This window comes from Bacillota bacterium (assembly GCA_013178125.1).
GTDB lineage: Bacteria > Bacillota > SHA-98 > Ch115 > JABLXJ01 > JABLXL01.
On the sequence record JABLXJ010000004.1, the window covers coordinates 124,293 to 142,345 of the forward strand.

Below are 18,053 nucleotides of genomic sequence, written 5' to 3' on the forward strand. Positions count from 1 at the left end.
CGCAGAGTGAAAGACTTGCTGCAGGACGTGGATGCCATATTCTCTGCCGGAGGCCCCCTAGCCAGGCATATCGACGGCTACGAGGTTCGCCCCGAGCAGATTCAAATGGCCAGGACCATACTCTCTGCCTTCAAGCACCACAAGCACGCAGTAATCGAGAGCGCCACCGGCACGGGGAAATCCATGGCCTACCTGGCCGCCGCAGTCCTCTGGGCCAGGACGACCGACCAGAAAGTGGTTATATCAACCAACACCATCAACCTCCAGGAACAGCTCGTAACCAAGGATATCCCCACCCTCAAAAGCGCCCTGGAAGTGGAGGGGTACGCCCCGGAGAAGGCCGATTTCTCATTCGCCCTTGTAAAGGGGCGCTCGAATTACATATGCAGGAGAAGACTAAAGAAGCTCCTGGAGGATGCAGATGCCCTCCTGGATTCGCGGGAGCGCCAGGCGTTTGCCGATATACTCGGGTGGGTGGGCAAGGTGAAGGAGGGCTGCAGGTCCGAATTCCCATTTGAGCCTTTGCCGGAGCTCTGGGAGAAAATCTGCTCCGAGCCTGATACATGCCTCAGGGTGAAGTGCCCCGAGGTCCAGGATTGTTTTTTTATGAAGGCAAGAAACATGGCCTGCGCTGCAGATCTGCTCGTAGTGAACCATCACCTGCTTTTCGCGGATGTCAGTGTCAGGCGAGAGCTGGGGTTCGACGCTGAGAAAGCCGTTCTACCCAGGTACGCCAATGTGATATTTGATGAGGCGCACAACGTCCCGGACGTTGCAGGCGATTACCTGGGTTGCTCGGTTACAAGGCTCCAGATCACAAGGCTTTTATCATACCTCTACCGCCGCGAGCGGCCATCGGCATCCCGCCCGGACGGGAGCATAGGCATGCTCATGGCTGTCCGTTCGTTGCTCTATAAGACGGATTCCGGGCTTGATCTCGACGGCCGGGCGAGAGACAGCCTGCGGGACCGGATCGATGGGGCCCTGGTCCCGGGGGTGATCAGAGCTAGAGAGGCTGCTGATACCCTCTTTGAAGGCCTAGCCGGTTTTCTGCGGGATCTTGGCAGGAATCAGGGTTCAAGGTATCGCGGCGATGGGGATGGGGATAGGGGTCATGTTGAGGGCCAGGATGACCGGGATCAGGGCCAGGATAGCCGGGGCGTGAGTAGCCGCGAGTTTGCCGTGCGGCTCAAGGCTGAGGTCCGGAAACTCGATTTCTGGCGAGATGTTATAGCCATTGAGGCTGAAAGGACAATGAATGCGTTTTCCGATCTCTCTCATGCCCTCTCGGACCTCGCTGGCGCCCTGGAGCTTGCTGCGAATGGCCCCAGCCCCGGGGGGCTCCCAGGTGGCATCCAGGAGATCAAGGTGGAGATGGATGCCCTCTCATCCCGCCTGGCGAATCTCGAGGGCACGCTGAGGTTCATTATTGATGGCCGGGATGAGGCGTTTGTATTCTGGGCCGAGACAGGCCCTCGCCGGAACGTGAGGCTCGGGGCTACACCGCTCGATGTGGCACCCCTCATAAGGGAGAATCTCCTCGAGTGTATTGATTCCGTGATCTTTACATCGGCGACCCTCGCCATCGGTGAGAACCTGGCCTTTTTTGAAGGCCAGGTCGGCCTGGATTATAATCAGGACAGGCCTTTCGAGCTTATCATAGGCTCGCCGTTCAGGTTGGAGGATCAGGTCCTCGTGGGCCTCCCGACGGACCTGCCCAACCCCGATGACCAGGGTTTCGTGGCCGGGGCTTCTGCGGCGCTTATCAAGGTCCTGACCGCCACAAAGGGAAGGGCATTTGTCCTGTTTACCTCCTACAATATGATGGAAAGGGTTGATGAGCTGATCCGCCGGGATCTCAGTGCAGCCGGTCTTACTCTGCTCCGGCAGGGGGAGGCCCCGCGGCACATGTTGCTTGCCCAATTCCGGGCAACGCGCGGCGCCGTCCTCCTGGGCGCCGACAGTTTCTGGGAGGGCGTTGATGTGCCCGGAGATGCCCTATCGTGCGTCGTGCTCGTTCGCCTCCCATTTCAGGTGCCATCCGATCCCGTTGTTGAGGCGCGCCTGGAGGCCATGGCATCGAGGGGGGAGAATGCATTTGGGCGGTATTCCCTGCCTCAGGCCGTGATCAAATTCAGGCAGGGATTCGGCAGGTTGATAAGGACGAAGACCGATAGGGGGGTCGTTATCGTCCTCGATAGGCGGATCATCTATAAGGGATATGGGCGTGCATTCCTCGCCTCGCTCCCGGGATGCCGGCACGTGAGGGGGGAAACGGACCTGGTGGTGGCGGCCATACGCGAATGGATACCGTAAGCGGGAGGGAATAGAATGTCACCGCTCCCTGTTGCATAAGTATAATCGAGAAAACTCTGCAGGGAGAGGTGCGAAATGTTTATCTACTATGAGAGGAGGCCCTGGAAGCTTGTTGTAGGGCTTCTTCTTGTCCTCGCGGCCATTAATGCTGGGCAGATGGCCCTTTTCGGAGCGGTTCGCCAGGTCATCTCGACTGCCGTCGGAGGCAGGCTCGTGCCGATATACTACGTTGCCACGGATGAGAAGAAGGTGGCCCTGTCGCTCGATGCTGTCTGGGGGGCGGATTATACCGATCAGATTCTAGATACCTTCGATAAACACCATGTCAAGACGACCTTCTTTCTCGCGGGCTTCTGGCTGGAGAAGTTCCCCGACCGGGTCAGGGAGATTGCCAAGCGGGGCCATGAAATAGGAAACCATACATACTCCCATCCCCATCTCAACTCGCTCTCGCCTGCCGAGATCAGGACCGAGGTCATGAGGACCCATGAAATGATAGAGGCCATAACCGGCCGCAAGGCCAGGCTCTTCAGGCCGCCGTTCGGCGAATACAGCAATAAGGTGATAGAAGTCGCAAAGGAATGCGGATATGAAACCATCATGTGGAGCATAGATTCACTTGATTGGCGCGATCTCTCCGCAGGCGAGATCGTGGACCGCGTGATGGGTAAGATGCATAATGGCGCTATAGTCCTGTTTCACAACAATGGGACGCACACTGCCGAAGCCCTGACGGTTATCATACCTGAGCTCCTGAGGCAGGGCTACAAGATCGTCCCCATTTCCGATCTCCTCCTGAAGGGCGACTACTACATTCACCCGCATACAGGCGAGCAGCGCCCCATAGAGAAGCCCAAACCTGTTCAAAGACCAAGGCCTGAGGATCAGTTAAAGCTCGAAAGGAGGTCCGGCGATGAAAGGTCGTGAGCGTAGAGCGAGGCTGAGGGTTGTGATGCTGAACAGGAGCTCCATGCTGTATCATGTGCTCATCTTTTGCCTGGTTTTACTCTCGGCCCTGGTTTTCACAAGCCTCGATGAGGCGAGGAGGGCGATCCTGGGCGCCAAGCCCGGTGTGCGGCTGGAGGGCCGGGATGTTGGGGGCATGCTGCCGGATGAGGTCCGCGATGTCGTCGAGGATATATCTGAGCTCAGGCGGCGTTCGCCAAAGGATGCCATGTTTTACAAGGAAAGCGGGCAAGTGATACCGGAGGTAAAGGGGATCGATGTAGACGTGGACGAGACGGTCAGGCGGGTGCTCGAGGCCGCCCCGGGCGAGGATGTGGAGCTTGCAACCTTTGAGATCGTCCCCGCCATCACGGGCAGGCATTTTGAGCCCCTCCGCGCCGTTGATACAGACCGGCAGGACATGGCGCTCACAGTGAATGTGGCGTGGGGGGAGGAATACCTCCCGCAGATGCTGGATATCCTCAGGGAAAACAATGTCCGCGCGACCTTCTTCTTTGACGGCCAGTGGGTGAAGCTCTACCCGGATCTCGTGAAACGCATCGCGGATGGGGGGCATGAGATAGCAAATCATGGCTATGAGCATATACACGTCAAGGATGCATCCGAGGTGGTGCTGCGCGAGCTGATCACCAAGAATGAGGAGATGCTGAACCAGCTGACGGGGAAGGCTGCGAAGTTATTCGCCCCCCCCTATGGTGAGTGCACAGATCGCGTCATCGCCACTGCCGGGAGCCTCGGCTACAGGACCGTGCTCTGGACCATAGACACCATTGACTGGAAGAAGCCTCCGGCGGCTCAGATCATCAAGAGGGCCACCGAGAAGGCGAGGCCAGGGGCCATAATCCTCATGCACCCGACGGCCCCGACGATCGAGGCCCTCCCGGAGATCATACGCACCCTGCATCAACGGGGCTACTGGCTTGGGACCGTATCCGATCTTTTGGCCAGAAATTCGTCATAAAAACTTATCATAAATTATGAGCATATGAGCGCCTCGCCAGGTCACCCGAGGCCGAGGGATTTCCGCAAGGCCCTCCAGTAGGAGGCGTCCTCGTATCCGAGGCGCCAGATGGCTATGCCCCTCAGGTCGTATTTCTTGGCTATGGCGATCTTGGCGGCTATGCTCGACTCGTTCTCAAACCACACCTCTCTCCGCGAATTGCCCGAAGAATACCGGAAATACGGGGCTTTCGCCTCATCATGCCACAGGGGACGTATGCCATGGCTTTGTGCGATTCTCAGGGCCTGCTGGTGCGATACAGCCCTGGCCTGGCCCCCCCACCCGATGGGCCAATCATAGCCGTAGGCAGGGACGCCCATCATGATCTTGGGCCTCGGTATCTGGGTTATAGCATACTTGATGACCTTCTCGACCCAGCTCGCGGAGGCCACGGGGCCGGGGCCACTGAAGGGCCCGTGCTCGTCATAGGTCATTATCATGATCTTATCGCAGATCCGCCCGAGGGCGTAATAATCAAACGCCCCGATCCACTCGCTCGCCGGGGAATCCCCCCACTTTGCAGGGACTGACATCGTAACCAGGTACCCACCGGGCTTGAGCCTGGCCGCGAGCTCCTGCATGAATTTCGTCAGGAATTCGCGATCTCCCGGCGGGATATTTTCAAAGTCGATGTTGACGCCGCGGTAGCCATATCTTTTCAATATGGCGTAGATTTCGTTTATCGCCCTTTCTCTCCTGGCCTGGCTCCGCAGCATGGATGAGATAATGCCGGCATCGAAGCCGCCGGCGCTGTGGCTATAATTGTGAACGAGCGCGAGCGGTGTGATCCCGTTCGAGCGCACCAGGTCAAAGGGGGCGCTCAGGTGCTCACCGGTCACGCCGCCGCTGGCGTCGAGCTTGAAAGAGAAGAGAGCCACCCCCGACAGCATGTCCTTGCTCAGGCTCAGAGAGGCATATGAGGCCCTCTCGCCCGGGTAGTCTTCGGCATAATACCCGATAATCTCGAAATTGCCGGCTCTCCTGGCCTCCCCGCCGACCTGCTGCTTCCCGCCCTCCACGAGAAAGCTCGCTATCCACCCGGCGCGGCCATCCGGGAGCCTCACCTGATACCAGCTATTGTGTGAGGTCAGCACGCGGAGGGGCGTGCCGCGCTTGATCGTCGTCACGACCCGGTAATTCGTGCCGGGGCCGCCTCTCACGCGCACCCTGGGATCCTTTACGGTAACCACAGAACCCGGGGCTTGGTGCGTTGGTTGCTGCGCCGGCTCCGTTCCGGGCATGGGGTGGATGGTTGACTGGGGCGGCTCAAGCTTCGTAGATTCGCTTACTGGCGGGTTTGCCGGCGCGCCCTGAGGCCCCTGGCCTGGCTCCTGGCCGGGCTCGCCGGCGGCAAAAAGGTATAATAGAATGGTTATAGCTGCTGCAGCGACCTTTGGGTCCATGCCCGGCTATCGCCCCTTTCTCGACAGGACAGAAATGAGACAGGATATAAATGCCTATGAATATGAATACGATAATATCAATATGGGGGTAGCTATGATCACAGCGTGGAAATAGCGACACAGAAATAGCAACACAGAATAGGGATTTCGCCAGAGCTGTCGCCAGTCCTCTATGTAATTTTCTCTATGAGAGGTGGAGGCAACCTGGTATGCCATGATTTTAGATTATATTCCATAATCTAGGAAGTGTTTTTTGTCAGTTGTAAAAGGAATCTGTCGACTTCGGGCGAATTCTATTTGCAGAGATTGTATCGCTCACGAAAGGAAGAAGATGGTGCACCAGAGGACGCAGCTTGATAACGGAGTGAGGATAGTAACAGAATGCATCCCATATGTGCGTTCGGTCTCAATAGGACTGTGGATTAAGTCTGGATCGCGAAATGAACCCCGCAACATGAACGGGGCATCGCATTTTATCGAGCATATGCTTTTCAAGGGAACCAGGGGGAGGACGGCGCGGGAGATAGCCGAGGCGATCGATGGCATCGGGGGACAGATGAACGCCTTCACCACGAAGGAGTATACGTGCTACTACGCCAGGGTCCTCGATACCCACCTGGCCTTCGCCATGGATATCCTCGCCGATATGCTCCTGGAGTCCCTCTTTGATGAAGACGAGATCGAAAAGGAAAAGGGCGTCGTGCTCGAGGAGATCAAGATGTACGAGGATACCCCGGATGAGCTCGTACATGATGTTCTTGCCCAGGCTATGTGGGATTCGGGTCCCCTCGGGTTAAATACCCTGGGCACTTGTGAAACGGTCGGTGAATTCACCAGGGATTCCCTGCTGGAGTACATGCGGTCCCAGTACACGCCCGATAATCTTATCGTGGCTGCGGCCGGCAACCTAAAACATGAGGCGGTTGTGGGCGGCGCCATGAGGTTTTTCGGCGCGCTCGCTCCATCGGCAGCGTCGGCTGTCAGGATGCCGCAGCGGACCCTCTTTCGCTCGAGCGTCAAGCTCAAGGAGATAGAGCAGGTCCACCTTTGTATCGGGGCAAAAGGCTATCCGCGCGACCACTGCGATGAATTCGCCCTCATGGTTCTCGACGCCATCCTGGGCGGGGGCATGAGTTCGCGATTATTTCAGGGCCTGAGAGAGGAGAGGGGACTTGTCTATTCGACCTATTCCTATCACAGTGCCTACCAGGACACGGGCGCCTTCGTAGTTTATGCGGGAATGAGCCCGCAGAATGTGGATATCGTCATTGATCTCATTCTGGAGGAGTTCTCTAATCTTCTTGACGGCGGGATAAGGCCGGAAGAGCTTGCCCGCGGCAAGGAGCAGCTCAAGGGGGGAATGCTTCTCGGCCTCGAAAACACCAGCAGCAGGATGAGTCGCATCGCCAAGCTTGAAATGTTCCACGACCGCTATTACACCCCTGAAGAGATCATCAACATAATCGATTCGGTGACCCTCGATGATGTGCGGCGCGTTGCATATGATATCTTAGGCGGGAACGATCTCGCTGCCGCGATCGTGGGGCCCTATAGCGGGGACCTGGATCTGGGCTCGCGGCCCGGCGGGCGAAGGGAGGCTGGGGCAACAAGTGGGTGATTCTCGGAAGAAACTCGAGATCGAGGGACTGGAGGTTGAAGTTCTACGGGAGCCCGGCACCGAGGATATCCCGCTGCCGCGCTATATGACGGACTGCGCTTCAGGCATGGATCTTTACGCAGCGATCGAAGGCGAGGTCACGCTGCAGCCTGGCGAGAGGGCTCTCATCTCGACGGGCATCAGGCTTGCCATCCCCGCCGGCTTTGAGGGCCAGGTCCGCCCAAGAAGCGGGCTTGCAAACAGGCACGGTGTCACGCTCTTGAATAGCCCCGGCACTATAGACGCTGATTACCGGGGGGTTGTCCAGTGTATCTTGATCAACCTTGGCAGCGAGCCATTTACTATCAAGAGGGGGGATCGAATCGCCCAGCTGGTATTCGCCAGAGTCGAGCGCGCCAGGTTAGTTGAGAAGTCTTGCTTGAACGAGACGAGAAGGGGAGACGGTGGCTTTGGGCATACAGGGAGATAGCGTAAGCGGAAGGCTCGCAGCTTTAAATGAGAGCATTGAGAAGCTTCGCAGGCTCCTCTATTCCACCATCGAAGACGCTGACGGCAGGTTGGATGATGCACAGACCCATGAGATAAGCAACCGGCTTGACGCCCTCATTGCGCAGTTCCTGAGGATCAGGGAGAGGCTTCAGGGCGATGATGGTTGCGAGAGCTGTGACGAGGGCAACCCCGGCTCAAGGTCAGAAAGAGGAGGGCACCATGAGGCTATCCGAGTTGATGAATCGCGAGATCATAAGTTCCCGGGACGGTGTTAGCCTGGGTATGGTAGGCGGGTCGGACCTGGTTATAGACTCGCTGACGGGCAAGATAGTCTCGCTTGTTATCCGGGAGAGGCGGGGCCTTTCTATAATTTCCCGGAAGCCCCGTGAGCTTGTCATACCCTGGCAGGCAGTGAAGATAGTTGGTCCTGATGTTTTGATCGTGGACATCCCGCCATCGAATACATGATGGCCTTCTGGGCAGACTAAGGAACGTAGTAACTGGCTGTAGCCGGTATACTCAGTTTATCAAGGAGGTTTGTTTCGACATGTCCACGGTAATCGGTGTATTCGATTCGCGGGATCAGGCTGAGAAGGCCATTAATGAGATGAGAAACAAGGGGTTCGATAGGAATGAGATATCGATCGTGGCGAAAGACGAGGGGGGTGCGGGCCGGGGAGGGCGCGGTGAGGGCGGGCTCACCATGCTCGCCGAGGATAACCTGGCCGACGGCACCGTGACTGGTGGGGCCATCGGGGGTGCGGCTGGCCTTCTCGCCGGGATCGGGGCGCTTGCGATTCCTGGCATCGGACCGATAATAGCTGCGGGCCCGATCGCGGCAGCGCTCACGGGCGCCGTTACTGGGGGCCTGGTGGGCGGCCTGGTGGATATGGGGATCCCTGAACAGCGCAGCGAGTTCTATGAGGATCAGGTGAGACAGGGCAGGATACTGGCCGTTATACAGGCGGACCAAAAGAAGGTAGATGATGCGGCCAGGATCCTCCGCCAGAATGGTGCGACGGATGTTGAGGTGCACTAGCGCTCGCGCGAATGATTCGGATAACATTATGACACGATGGTTGGGCGGTGCGCCTCTATCCCGCCCGGCCATCGTGTTAACGTAGATCGGCCCGCGCGTCCCGCGTCGTACGGGGGATCATGATGGACCGCATGGACAGCAAGCCAGTGGGGAGGAGAGGATGAAGCAGTGAATAAGGCAGTGAATAGGATTGACAGAATCAAAGTGGCAGTCGTAGGGGCATCGGGCAAGATGGGCTCCGAGGTCGTCAGGGCCGTGAGCCGGGAGGCCGATATGGAGATCGCCGGCGCCGTCGACATGAACCCGAGAGACCTGATTATCGAGGGCGCCGACGGTTCAACGCAGGTGGTACGCGTCACGAGCGACCTCGAGGAGGTTATCGCAAGACTGAAGCCCCACGTGATCGTCGATTTCACGCGCCCTGACGCCGTCATGGACCATGTCCGGACAGCCCTGCAAAGGGGCGTGCGAGCCGTGGTCGGCACCACGGGCATATCAATGGCGGATATCGATGAAGTTCGGGGTCTCTGCACCAAATTTGGCCTGGGAGCCATCATAGCCCCCAACTTCGCGATTGGGGCCATCCTGATGATGAAATTCTCCGAGATGGCCGCCCGCCATCTCCCCCGGGTTGAGATCATCGAGTTGCACCACGATGCGAAACTCGATTCCCCTTCAGGAACTGCCATGAAAACAGCCCAGATGATACATGGAGAGCTGGTGCGGTCGCGCGAGGCAGGCGCCGCCCCCGAGCAGCGCAAGTTGGACAAGCCCGAGCCCGAGGGCGCGATAGAGAAGGTCCCCGGGGCTAGAGGCGCCGAGGTCGAGGGCGTAAGGATTCACAGCGTCAGACTCCCGGGCCTGGTGGCCCACCAGGAGGTCATATTCGGGGGGCCCGGTCAGATTCTGACCATCCGCCATGACTCCATAAGCCGCGAGTCCTTCATGCCCGGGGTCATGATGGCGATAAGGCGGGTCATGACCCTGAGCGGGGTCATCTACGGCCTCGAAGGTGTTCTCGGGCTCTGACGCTTTAGTCCTCCCGGCCCTATATCCCCGGCCCCATAGGCCTCATATATGGACGTGCACCCCCTGAAGTCCCCGGACATATTATATCGCGTAGCCCTAGGATAGTTTTCAGTCTCGGGGGACTCAGGGGAGGGACGAAAATGGCCCGAGGTTTACATGGCCTTGTTATAGCTGTTCTAGGAGGTGATTACCGGGAAATCGAGCTCATACGCGAATTCCTCTCCCAGGGGGCAAAGGTGAAGGTGATTGGATACCCGCCGATGCCCGAGCTGGCTGGGGTTGAGATGGTTCCAACGATATGGGACGCAATTCGGGGCTCAGATGTCATCGTGGTCGGAATGGGAGGGCTTGACGTTGGGGGCAAGGTTAGAACCCTGGATTCCGGCGTCAACCTCCAGATAACCGAGGAGGTCTTGAGCATCATACCGCCGGACGTCCCATTTTTTATTGGCATCGCCCGGCCGAGATTGAAGGAATTTGCCAGGAAGCATGATGTCAAGCTTGTTGAGGTTACGGAGCAGGATGACGTTGCGATCTTGAATTCGATCCCCACTGCCGAGGGCGCCATCCAGATAGCCATGGAGGAGCTTCCCATAACCATCCACGGCTCAAACGCGATCGTGATCGGCCTCGGGAGGGTTGGAATGACCATGGCGCACACCCTCATAGCCCTCGGCGCCCGGACGACCGTTGCAGCGCGCAACCCGGCTCAGCTCGCGAGGGCTGAGGAGATGGGAGCCAGGCCGGTGCCGCTTTCAGATTTAAAAGATGTGGTAGGCCAGGCAGATGCCATATTCAACACGGTCCCCGCTGTAGTATTGACGGAAAACGTTCTCCGGATGATGCGTCCGGATGCCCTCATAATCGATCTCGCATCTCACCCGGGCGGTACTGATTTTGAGGCTGCAGCGAAGCTTCAAATCAAGGCCATCCTCGCTCTCGGCCTGCCCGGAAAGGTCGCACCCAGGACCAGCGGCCAGATTCTCGTCAGGTGCATCCCGGAGATGATCCACAAGGCCCTGGGTCACTGGGGTTGATCCTTAGGAAAGGGAAGGGGAGGGGAAGCCATGGAGCTCAGTGGGAAAAGGGTGGGCTTTGCCTTGACGGGGTCTCACTGCACCATCCCGGAGGTGCTGCCGCAGATCGAAAACCTGGTCCGCCAGGGGGCGGATGTAGTTCCCATTATATCGTCGAGCGTCGCAAATGTGAATAGCAGGTTTGGCAAGGCTGCGGATGTGATACGGAGGCTCGAGGAGATAACGGGCAAGGAGCCCATATGCACGATCACCGAGGCCGAACAGCTGGGGCCGGCTGCGCCCCTGGATGTCTTGGTCATCGCGCCGTGTACCGGCAACACCCTCGCGAAGCTCGCGAATGCGATAACAGATGGCCCTGTTTTAATGGCGGCCAAGGCTCACCTGCGTAATGGCCGGCCGCTTGTGATCGGCATCTCAACAAATGATGCCTTCGGCCTGAATGCCAGGAACCTCGGCATGCTGCTGGAAGCCAAGAACGTCTATTTTGTCCCATTCGGCCAGGATAACCCCGGAGCAAAACCCAACTCTCTGATCGCGGATATGTCGTTGATAATCGAGACGGTCGAGAATGCCCTCTATGGCAAACAATTGCAGCCGATTCTCATTGACAGGAGAAAATAATGGCTGTATGCTAAAGAGAAATACATAGATGTGCGGGGCGCGGGCGCCTACCAGCGACCTGGGAAGGTCGCCTCTGGATAGGTCGTCTGAGATCAGTGAGATTGGCCCCTGGTAGAAGCCGGAGGGGTGTAGTTTATGAGCGGATTCAAGGTGGCGGTTGTCGGAGCTACTGGTGCAGTGGGTGAGGAGATCCTCAGCATTCTGGACGAGAAGAGGTTTCCAATCAAGGAATTGAAGCTGCTCGCGTCTGAGCGTTCAGAGGGCAAAGTCGTCCGGTTTCAAGGCGTCGAGTTGAAGGTCGAAAAGGCTAAGCCGGAGAGCTTCGACGGTGTAGAATTCGCATTCTTCAGCGCAGGGGCGAAGGTTAGCCTCGACCTCGTCCCCGAGGCTGTGAAGCGAGGCGCGGTCGTAATCGACAATACAAGCGCGTTCAGGATGGACCCTGAGGTCCCGCTTGTCGTCCCCGAAGTCAACCCGGGGGATATCAAGAAGCATAAAGGCATCATAGCCAACCCTAATTGCTCGACGATAATTATGGTCGTAGCTCTCAAGCCCCTGCATGATGCGGCCAGGGTAAAGCGCATTGTTGTATCGACTTACCAGGCAGTATCGGGCGCTGGCGCCAGGGCCATGCAGGCGCTCGAGGAGGAGAGCCGGGCCTACCTGGAGGGCCGGCCGGTTGAACCAGGCATCCTGCCCTTTGCCAAGGCGCCGGTGCATTACCAGATAGCCTTCAACCTCATACCCCATATAGATGTCTTCATGGAGAACGGTTATACCAAGGAAGAGCTCAAGATGGTGTTTGAGACGCAGAAGATAATGGGGGATAGCGCCATAGCCGTGACGGCCACCACCGTCCGCGTCCCGGTATTTCGATCTCATTCCGAATCGGTCAACATCGAAACCGAGAGGAAGCTGACGGCGGCTGAGGCCAAGAGGCTCCTGGGATCCGCCCCGGGGATTACGGTGCTGGATTCACCGGGTGAAATGCTTTACCCGATGCCGCTTGATGTATCCGGTAAGGACAATGTCTTCGTCGGCCGGATCAGGGAGGATAACTCTATAGAGAAGGGCCTGAATCTCTGGGTCGTCGGGGACCAGCTCAGGAAGGGAGCGGCCCTGAATGCCATCCAGATAGCTGAAAGGATCATAGGGAGGAGTTGAGTGAGGCTGGAGAGGCTACTGAGAGGCTACGAAGATTACCGGGGTTGAGGGGAACCCCCAGTCAAGAGGTGAAGCCGGTTGCGGATCATCGTTCAGAAATTCGGTGGAACGTCCGTCTCGACTCCCTCGCTCCGCAAACAGGCGGCAGAACATATCCTTGAGGCAAAGCGGCAGGGATACTCGCCCGTCGTGGTGGTATCGGCCATGGGGCGCGCCGGCGACCCCTACGCCACGGATACCCTCATTCAACTGCTCAGGACCGTCGATGGCGACCCGGACCCGCGCGACCAGGACCTCCTGCTCTCGTGCGGGGAGATCATCTCCAGCGTTATAATGTCCGGGCTCCTCAAGAACATGGGTCACCCGGCCGTGGCTTTGACCGGGGCGCAGGCCGGCATAATCACCGATGACAAATTCGGCGACACGAGAATTGTAGAGGTGAAGCCGGACCTTGTGTTGCAGCACCTGAGGGAGGGCAAGATCGTTGTAGTCGCCGGGTTCCAGGGCATCACGCAAAACGGCGACGTGACAACCCTTGGCCGCGGCGGCAGCGACACTACGGCTGCAGCCCTTGGAGCGGCTCTGGGGGCCGAGGTCGTAGAGATATACACGGATGTGGATGGTGTGATGACCGCTGACCCCCGTATTGTGCCCGAGGCACGGCCTCTAAAGGTGATGACCTACAGGGAAGTGGCTGAGATGGCCCACTTGGGGGCAAAGGTGGTCCATCCGCGGGCAGTGGAGATCGCGATGGAAAAGGGCGTGCCACTTAGGATAAAGTGCACCTTCTCGGATGCGCCCGGGACCCTCATAACCGATTCTATGGAGGGTGTAGAGGGCACCACCATCAGATCGGATAGGGTGGTCACCGGCGTCGCCCACATCGCCAACGTCGCCCAGATCAAGATCATGACGGGGGAGGATGTCAACAGGTCCGGCCTTGTCAGGACCGTGTTTCGCGCCCTGGCCGACGCCGGCATAAGCGTTGACATCATAAATGTGTTTCCCCGGATGATAGCCTTCACCGTGAGTGGTGAGGTCTTCGAAAAGGCGCTGGATATCCTCAAGCGCCGGGCTCTTGACTCCTCCGGGCTCGATCCTTCATCCGTCGATATCGAGGGCGTTGAGGGTTGCGCCAAGGTGTCGGTGGTGGGGGCGGGGATGAGGGGTGTTCCTGGCGTCATGGCGACCGTGGTGGAGGCCCTCTATGCATCGGAGGTGCCGATACTCCAGACATCTGATTCACATACGAGCATCTCGTGCCTGGTGAGGAAGGATGATATGCAGAAGGCCATGCGTAGCCTTCACGCACGGTTTGGCCTCGGATTGTAATTCAAGAAACGGAACAAGGTTCGCAAGGAGGCGAGGGGTTTGAAACCCAGGTTTGGAAGCGTATTGACCGCTATGGTTACCCCGTTTGACCGCGATCTCGAGGTGGATTACAAGAAGGCCGCGGAGCTCGCGAGGATGCTTGTCGATGCCGGCTCCGACGGGGTTGTGGTAGCCGGCACCACCGGCGAGTCTCCGACCCTCACGCACGAGGAGAAGGTATCGCTTTTTGAGGCGGTCATGGATGCCGTCGGCGATAGGGCCTGCGTGATCGCGGGGACGGGCACGAACTCCACCAGGGGAAGCATAGAATTGACGAAAGAGGCTGAGAGGATAGGCGTCCACGGTGCTATGCTGGTCGTCCCATATTATAACAAGCCCCCCCAGGATGGATTGTATGAACACTTCCGCGCCATTGCAAGTGAGACGAGCCTGCCTCTTATCCTTTATAATGTTCCGGGTCGAACGAGCCTCAATATGACAGCAGATACCCTTGCACGGCTTGCCGAGATCGATAATATAGTTGCGGTCAAGGAGGCCAGCGGGAATCTCGACCAGGTTACGGATATGAGGCGAAAGACGCCGGGGGATTTCGACATCTATAGCGGCGACGATAGCCAGACGTTGCCGATCCTCGCCGTGGGCGGCGCGGGGGTCATAAGCGTTGCCTCGCACGTTGTTGGCCGGCAGATCAAGGAGATGATCTCTGCATACTTCTCGGGGGATGTGGAGCGTGCGTGGAGGCTCAATGCGGAGCTCTTCCCGGTCTTTAGGGCCATGTTTGTGACGACCAATCCGATCCCTGTGAAGGCGGCACTTAAGCTCACCGGGTTCGATGCCGGCGGCGTGAGGCCTCCCCTTGTGCCTGCTACTGAAAAGGAGCTGGCGGCGATTCAAAAGGCCCTGGCTGGGTTCGGGGTGCTTTAGCTTAGGGTAGGTGAGTAAGTAGTCTGCTCGCTCAGGGGTCAATTCGCTCGCAGACTTGCTTACCCACCCCACGCAGGACGTCCTGCCAAGTGTGAGTTGCGCCGTCCCCGCAACGCAACACCGTAAGCCTTGGGGCATGCTGGTAAACTGGTATGAATCAGGGAATCTACGCTAAGCCATATCGTATTGGATCGTATGATCGTGTTGAATTTATTTGCGGCTTCAGACAAAGTAGGGTATAATTCTATATCGTGAATGCTTTTTTGGAGGTGTTGGCGGAGAACGTGTCGGTGACAAACAAGCTGAAGGTCATCCCCCTCGGCGGCGTCGGCGAGATCGGCAAGAACATGATGGTTGTCGAATATGGGGGGGACATTATCATCATAGATGCGGGCCTCATGTTTCCCGAGGAGGAGATGCTTGGGATCGACCTCGTGATCCCGGATATAACATACCTCGTCGAGAATAAGGACCGCGTCCGCGCAATCATCTTGACCCATGGCCATGAGGACCATATAGGCGGGCTCCCATATATCCTGCGCCAGCTGGATGTACCTGTATATGGGACAAGGTTGACCCTGGGCCTGGTCGAGTGCAAGCTCAAGGAGCACGGGGTGACCCCGCGCTTCAAGCCAACGTGTATAAGGGCTGGCGAGCGGCTCCAGATCGGGCCATTCACGGTGCAGTTCATACGGGTCAGTCACAGCATCGCCGATGTGGTCGCCCTGGCGATAACCACACCCGCGGGCGTGCTGGTTCACACGAGCGATTTCAAGTTTGACCAGACGCCCATAGGCCAGGAGACAACGGACTTCCATAGATTCGCTGAACTGGGCGAGAAGGGCGTCCTGGTGCTCCTCTCCGATAGCACAAACGCCGAGAGGCCTGGCTATACCCTCTCGGAGAGGGAGGTCGGCGAGACGTTTGTTGAGACCTTCCGCAGGGCTGAGAATAGGATACTGGTGGCGACCTTTGCGTCGAACATCCACCGCATACAGCAGATTATCGACGCAGCTTGGAAGTTCAACAGGAAGGTAGCGGTCGTCGGCCGGAGCATGGAGAATGTGGTCGGGATCGCTGCGGACCTGGGCTACCTTACGATTCCTGAAGGCATGCTCGTTGATGTCGATGATGTTGAAAAGCTGCCACCCTCCAGGGTTGTCATAATCACCACCGGCAGCCAGGGGGAGCCGATGTCAGCGTTGACGCGCATGGCCATGGCCGAGCACAGGAAGATAGAGATCCGCCCTGGGGATACTGTCATAATATCTGCCTCGCCGATACCTGGAAACGAGAAGTCCATCGGCCGGACGATCAATCACCTGTTCAAGCTCGGGGCGGATGTCATCTACGAGGCTTTTTCGGGGGTTCACGTTTCCGGCCACGCCAGCCAGGAGGAGCTCAAGTTGATGCTCAACCTGACGCGGCCCAGGTTCTTTATCCCCGTGCATGGCGAGTACCGTCACCTTGTAAAGCATGCGCGGCTGGCCGAGGTGGTCGGGATCCCGTCGGAGAGGATATTCATCCCCGAGATTGGGGACGTCTTTTGCTTTGATGCACAGGAGGGCCGTATTGCGGGCAAGGTCACAGCCGGCAAGGTCCTGGTCGACGGACTCGGGGTCGGCGATGTCGGCAGCGTTGTGCTTCGGGACAGGAAGCTCCTGGCCGAGGACGGCATACTCATCGTCGTTGTAACCATCAATAAGCAGACGGGCGCCGTTGTAGCCGGGCCGGATCTGATCTCCCGCGGGTTTGTGTACATCAAGGAATCCGAGGCCCTTCTCGAAGAGGCCAGGGCCAAGACGCGAGAAGTGCTGTCCAGCTTCGAGGAGGAGGGCATAACGGAGTGGGGCGAGATAAAGGACGGTCTCCGGGACTCGCTTGGCCACTATTTCTATGATAAGATAAAGAGGCGCCCCATGATCTTGCCGATAATCATGGAGGTGTGAACCTGGCCCGGCCGGGAGGCATGGCCGGACTTGGTGGGTGTGGTGTTGAATTTTTTTCGTCTCCGGCAGCATACTAACTCCGGCAGCATACTGATCAAGGCAGCATGAGGCAACCCATGGTCGGAGAAGCGAGGGAGCTAGGTGACAAGCCGGGAGCGTGAGCATATATGATCAACTCTACACCGACGGAACCAGGCGGTACAGGGGGCGCGCCCGCGCCCGCCCAGGCTATCAGGCAGTTCGGGGAGATGCGGACGCCGGTGGAGGTGCCGTCCAATATCCACTGCATGACCATTATCGGGCAGATCGAGGGCCATATAATACTGCCGCCGCAGAATAAGACCACGAAATACGAGCATATACTTCCTCAGCTTGTCGCGATCGAGCAGAGCCCGCAGATAGAGGGCCTCCTCGTGGTGTTGAATACGGTTGGCGGAGATGTCGAGGCGGGCCTTGCCATCGCCGAGATGATCGAGAGCATGTCAAAACCCAGCGTGAGTCTAGTCCTTGGCGGGGGACATTCTATAGCGGTCCCCGTAGCCGTGGCTTGCACGTATTCGATCATCGCCAACACGGCTACCATGACTATCCACCCGCTGAGGCTCTCCGGCCTGGTCATAGGAGTCCCGCAGACTTACGAATACCTCGATAAGATGCAAGACAGGGTCATAAAGTTCGTTACTTCGCATTCCAGAGTAACCGAGCAAAAATTCAGGGAGCTCATGTCCAGGACGGGGGAGCTCGTAAGGGATGTGGGTACGGTGCTTGTGGGCAAGGATGCTGTTGATGTGGGCCTCATGGATGCTGTCGGGGGGCTGAAGGAGGCTCTCTCTAAGCTCGACGAGTTGATAGATAAGAATCGTAGCACTGCGCACAAGCCCGGAGGCCCCGTGTCGAGAGAGGATGTGGCCCTCCAATGATTCTCTATACTGTGCTTTCGCCCGAAGAGGTCCTGGACGGCATGGATAAACCCAGAACCTTCCTTGAGGTGGAGCTCGAGGGCGTGAAGATGACCATCGAGCCCATCTCAAACGAGGAGGCTAGGCTTGTAAGGATCTTTAGCACGGACCCCAGGGATTATTTAGACCCGCTCCTCCAGCCAGGCTCAACAATCAGATTTTCTCCTGCCCACCCCCGGTGGTAGCGCGTATGGGAAATGGGAAACA

Annotated in this window: 18 protein-coding genes; 17 read left to right on the forward strand and 1 reads right to left on the reverse strand. The window is 57.9% G+C overall.

Annotated features, from left to right (window positions below; translation table 11 throughout):
* Positions 1–6: 6 nt before the first annotated feature.
* The 3 genes from HPY71_04970 to HPY71_04980 all read left to right on the forward strand — a co-directional run bounded on the left by HPY71_04970 (position 7) and on the right by HPY71_04980 (position 4,243).
* On the forward strand, positions 7–2,316 hold the full coding sequence (locus HPY71_04970) for a DEAD/DEAH box helicase family protein (GenBank protein NPV52858.1): 2,310 nt from the start codon (positions 7–9) through the stop codon (positions 2,314–2,316).
* 75 nt (positions 2,317–2,391) lie between these two features.
* A complete protein-coding gene (locus tag HPY71_04975) occupies positions 2,392–3,243 on the forward strand; it encodes a polysaccharide deacetylase family protein (GenBank protein ID NPV52859.1) in 852 nt (283 codons plus the stop codon).
* Complete coding sequence (locus tag HPY71_04980; protein ID NPV52860.1) at positions 3,230–4,243, forward strand: polysaccharide deacetylase family protein; 1,014 nt, start codon at positions 3,230–3,232, stop codon at positions 4,241–4,243. Before HPY71_04975 ends, HPY71_04980 begins: the two co-directional genes overlap by 14 nt.
* 41 nt (positions 4,244–4,284) lie before the next feature.
* Here HPY71_04980 and HPY71_04985 read toward each other — a convergent pair whose 3' ends face one another.
* On the reverse strand, positions 4,285–5,685 hold the full coding sequence (locus HPY71_04985; GenBank protein ID NPV52861.1) for an SH3 domain-containing protein: 1,401 nt from the start codon (positions 5,683–5,685) through the stop codon (positions 4,285–4,287).
* A 364-nt stretch (positions 5,686–6,049) separates the two neighbouring features.
* Between HPY71_04985 and HPY71_04990 the strand changes: the two genes are divergently transcribed.
* The 14 genes from HPY71_04990 (at position 6,050) to HPY71_05055 (ending at position 18,031) form a co-directional block, all read left to right on the forward strand.
* Positions 6,050–7,303, forward strand: coding sequence for an insulinase family protein (locus HPY71_04990; GenBank protein NPV52862.1), 1,254 nt, complete (start codon positions 6,050–6,052; stop codon positions 7,301–7,303).
* 19 nt (positions 7,304–7,322) lie between these two features.
* Positions 7,323–7,772, forward strand: a complete 450-nt coding sequence (gene dut / locus HPY71_04995) for a dUTP diphosphatase (protein NPV52863.1) — start codon at positions 7,323–7,325, stop codon at positions 7,770–7,772.
* Positions 7,753–8,067 (forward strand): aspartyl-phosphate phosphatase Spo0E family protein, encoded by a 315-nt coding sequence (locus HPY71_05000; GenBank protein NPV52864.1) that lies wholly within the window; start codon positions 7,753–7,755, stop codon positions 8,065–8,067. Before dut ends, HPY71_05000 begins: the two co-directional genes overlap by 20 nt.
* Positions 8,012–8,260 (forward strand): YlmC/YmxH family sporulation protein, encoded by a 249-nt coding sequence (locus HPY71_05005; GenBank protein NPV52865.1) that lies wholly within the window; start codon positions 8,012–8,014, stop codon positions 8,258–8,260. The genes HPY71_05000 and HPY71_05005 overlap by 56 nt, the downstream gene beginning before the upstream one ends.
* Positions 8,261–8,339: 79 nt before the next feature.
* Complete coding sequence (locus HPY71_05010; GenBank protein ID NPV52866.1) at positions 8,340–8,831, forward strand: hypothetical protein; 492 nt, start codon at positions 8,340–8,342, stop codon at positions 8,829–8,831.
* 231 nt (positions 8,832–9,062) lie between these two features.
* Positions 9,063–9,860, forward strand: coding sequence for a 4-hydroxy-tetrahydrodipicolinate reductase (locus HPY71_05015; protein ID NPV52867.1), 798 nt, complete (start codon positions 9,063–9,065; stop codon positions 9,858–9,860).
* Positions 9,861–10,000: 140 nt separating this feature from the next.
* The gene (dpsA, locus tag HPY71_05020) at positions 10,001–10,897 is read left to right on the forward strand and encodes a dipicolinate synthase subunit DpsA (protein ID NPV52868.1); all 897 of its coding nucleotides are present in this window, start codon (positions 10,001–10,003) and stop codon (positions 10,895–10,897) included.
* A 30-nt stretch (positions 10,898–10,927) separates the two neighbouring features.
* Positions 10,928–11,518, forward strand: coding sequence for a dipicolinate synthase subunit B (locus HPY71_05025; GenBank protein NPV52869.1), 591 nt, complete (start codon positions 10,928–10,930; stop codon positions 11,516–11,518).
* A gap of 135 nt (positions 11,519–11,653) precedes the next feature.
* Positions 11,654–12,682, forward strand: a complete 1,029-nt coding sequence (locus HPY71_05030; protein ID NPV52870.1) for an aspartate-semialdehyde dehydrogenase — start codon at positions 11,654–11,656, stop codon at positions 12,680–12,682.
* A 78-nt stretch (positions 12,683–12,760) separates the two neighbouring features.
* Positions 12,761–14,014, forward strand: a complete 1,254-nt coding sequence (gene dapG / locus HPY71_05035) for an aspartate kinase (protein ID NPV52871.1) — start codon at positions 12,761–12,763, stop codon at positions 14,012–14,014.
* 39 nt (positions 14,015–14,053) lie between these two features.
* A complete protein-coding gene (dapA, locus tag HPY71_05040; GenBank protein NPV52872.1) occupies positions 14,054–14,938 on the forward strand; it encodes a 4-hydroxy-tetrahydrodipicolinate synthase in 885 nt (294 codons plus the stop codon).
* A gap of 284 nt (positions 14,939–15,222) precedes the next feature.
* Positions 15,223–16,887 carry a ribonuclease J gene (locus HPY71_05045; GenBank protein ID NPV52873.1) on the forward strand — a complete coding sequence of 555 codons (1,665 nt, stop codon included), beginning with the start codon at positions 15,223–15,225 and terminating at the stop codon, positions 16,885–16,887.
* 167 nt (positions 16,888–17,054) lie between these two features.
* On the forward strand, positions 17,055–17,807 hold the full coding sequence (locus tag HPY71_05050) for a translocation-enhancing protein TepA (protein NPV52874.1): 753 nt from the start codon (positions 17,055–17,057) through the stop codon (positions 17,805–17,807).
* Positions 17,804–18,031: a hypothetical protein gene (locus HPY71_05055; GenBank protein NPV52875.1), complete on the forward strand. Its 228-nt coding sequence runs from the start codon at positions 17,804–17,806 to the stop codon at positions 18,029–18,031. Before HPY71_05050 ends, HPY71_05055 begins: the two co-directional genes overlap by 4 nt.
* Positions 18,032–18,053 lie beyond the last annotated feature (22 nt).

What these genes read in the sequence shown, in the direction of transcription:
- HPY71_04975 (NPV52859.1), top strand. Translation starts at nt 2,392, where the DNA reads ATGTTTATCTACTATGAGAGGAGGCCCTGGAAGCTTGTTGTAGGGCTT.
- HPY71_05030 (NPV52870.1), top strand. Translation starts at nt 11,654, where the DNA reads ATGAGCGGATTCAAGGTGGCGGTTGTCGGAGCTACTGGTGCAGTGGGT.
- HPY71_04985 (NPV52861.1), bottom strand. Translation starts at nt 5,685, where the DNA reads ATGGACCCAAAGGTCGCTGCAGCAGCTATAACCATTCTATTATACCTT.
- HPY71_05055 (NPV52875.1), top strand. Translation starts at nt 17,804, where the DNA reads ATGATTCTCTATACTGTGCTTTCGCCCGAAGAGGTCCTGGACGGCATG.
- HPY71_04980 (NPV52860.1), top strand. Translation starts at nt 3,230, where the DNA reads ATGAAAGGTCGTGAGCGTAGAGCGAGGCTGAGGGTTGTGATGCTGAAC.
- HPY71_05005 (NPV52865.1), top strand. Translation starts at nt 8,012, where the DNA reads ATGAGGCTATCCGAGTTGATGAATCGCGAGATCATAAGTTCCCGGGAC.
- HPY71_05015 (NPV52867.1), top strand. Translation starts at nt 9,063, where the DNA reads ATGGGCTCCGAGGTCGTCAGGGCCGTGAGCCGGGAGGCCGATATGGAG.
- HPY71_05010 (NPV52866.1), top strand. Translation starts at nt 8,340, where the DNA reads ATGTCCACGGTAATCGGTGTATTCGATTCGCGGGATCAGGCTGAGAAG.
- dpsA (NPV52868.1), top strand. Translation starts at nt 10,001, where the DNA reads ATGGCCCGAGGTTTACATGGCCTTGTTATAGCTGTTCTAGGAGGTGAT.
- HPY71_05025 (NPV52869.1), top strand. Translation starts at nt 10,928, where the DNA reads ATGGAGCTCAGTGGGAAAAGGGTGGGCTTTGCCTTGACGGGGTCTCAC.
- HPY71_05050 (NPV52874.1), top strand. Translation starts at nt 17,055, where the DNA reads ATGATCAACTCTACACCGACGGAACCAGGCGGTACAGGGGGCGCGCCC.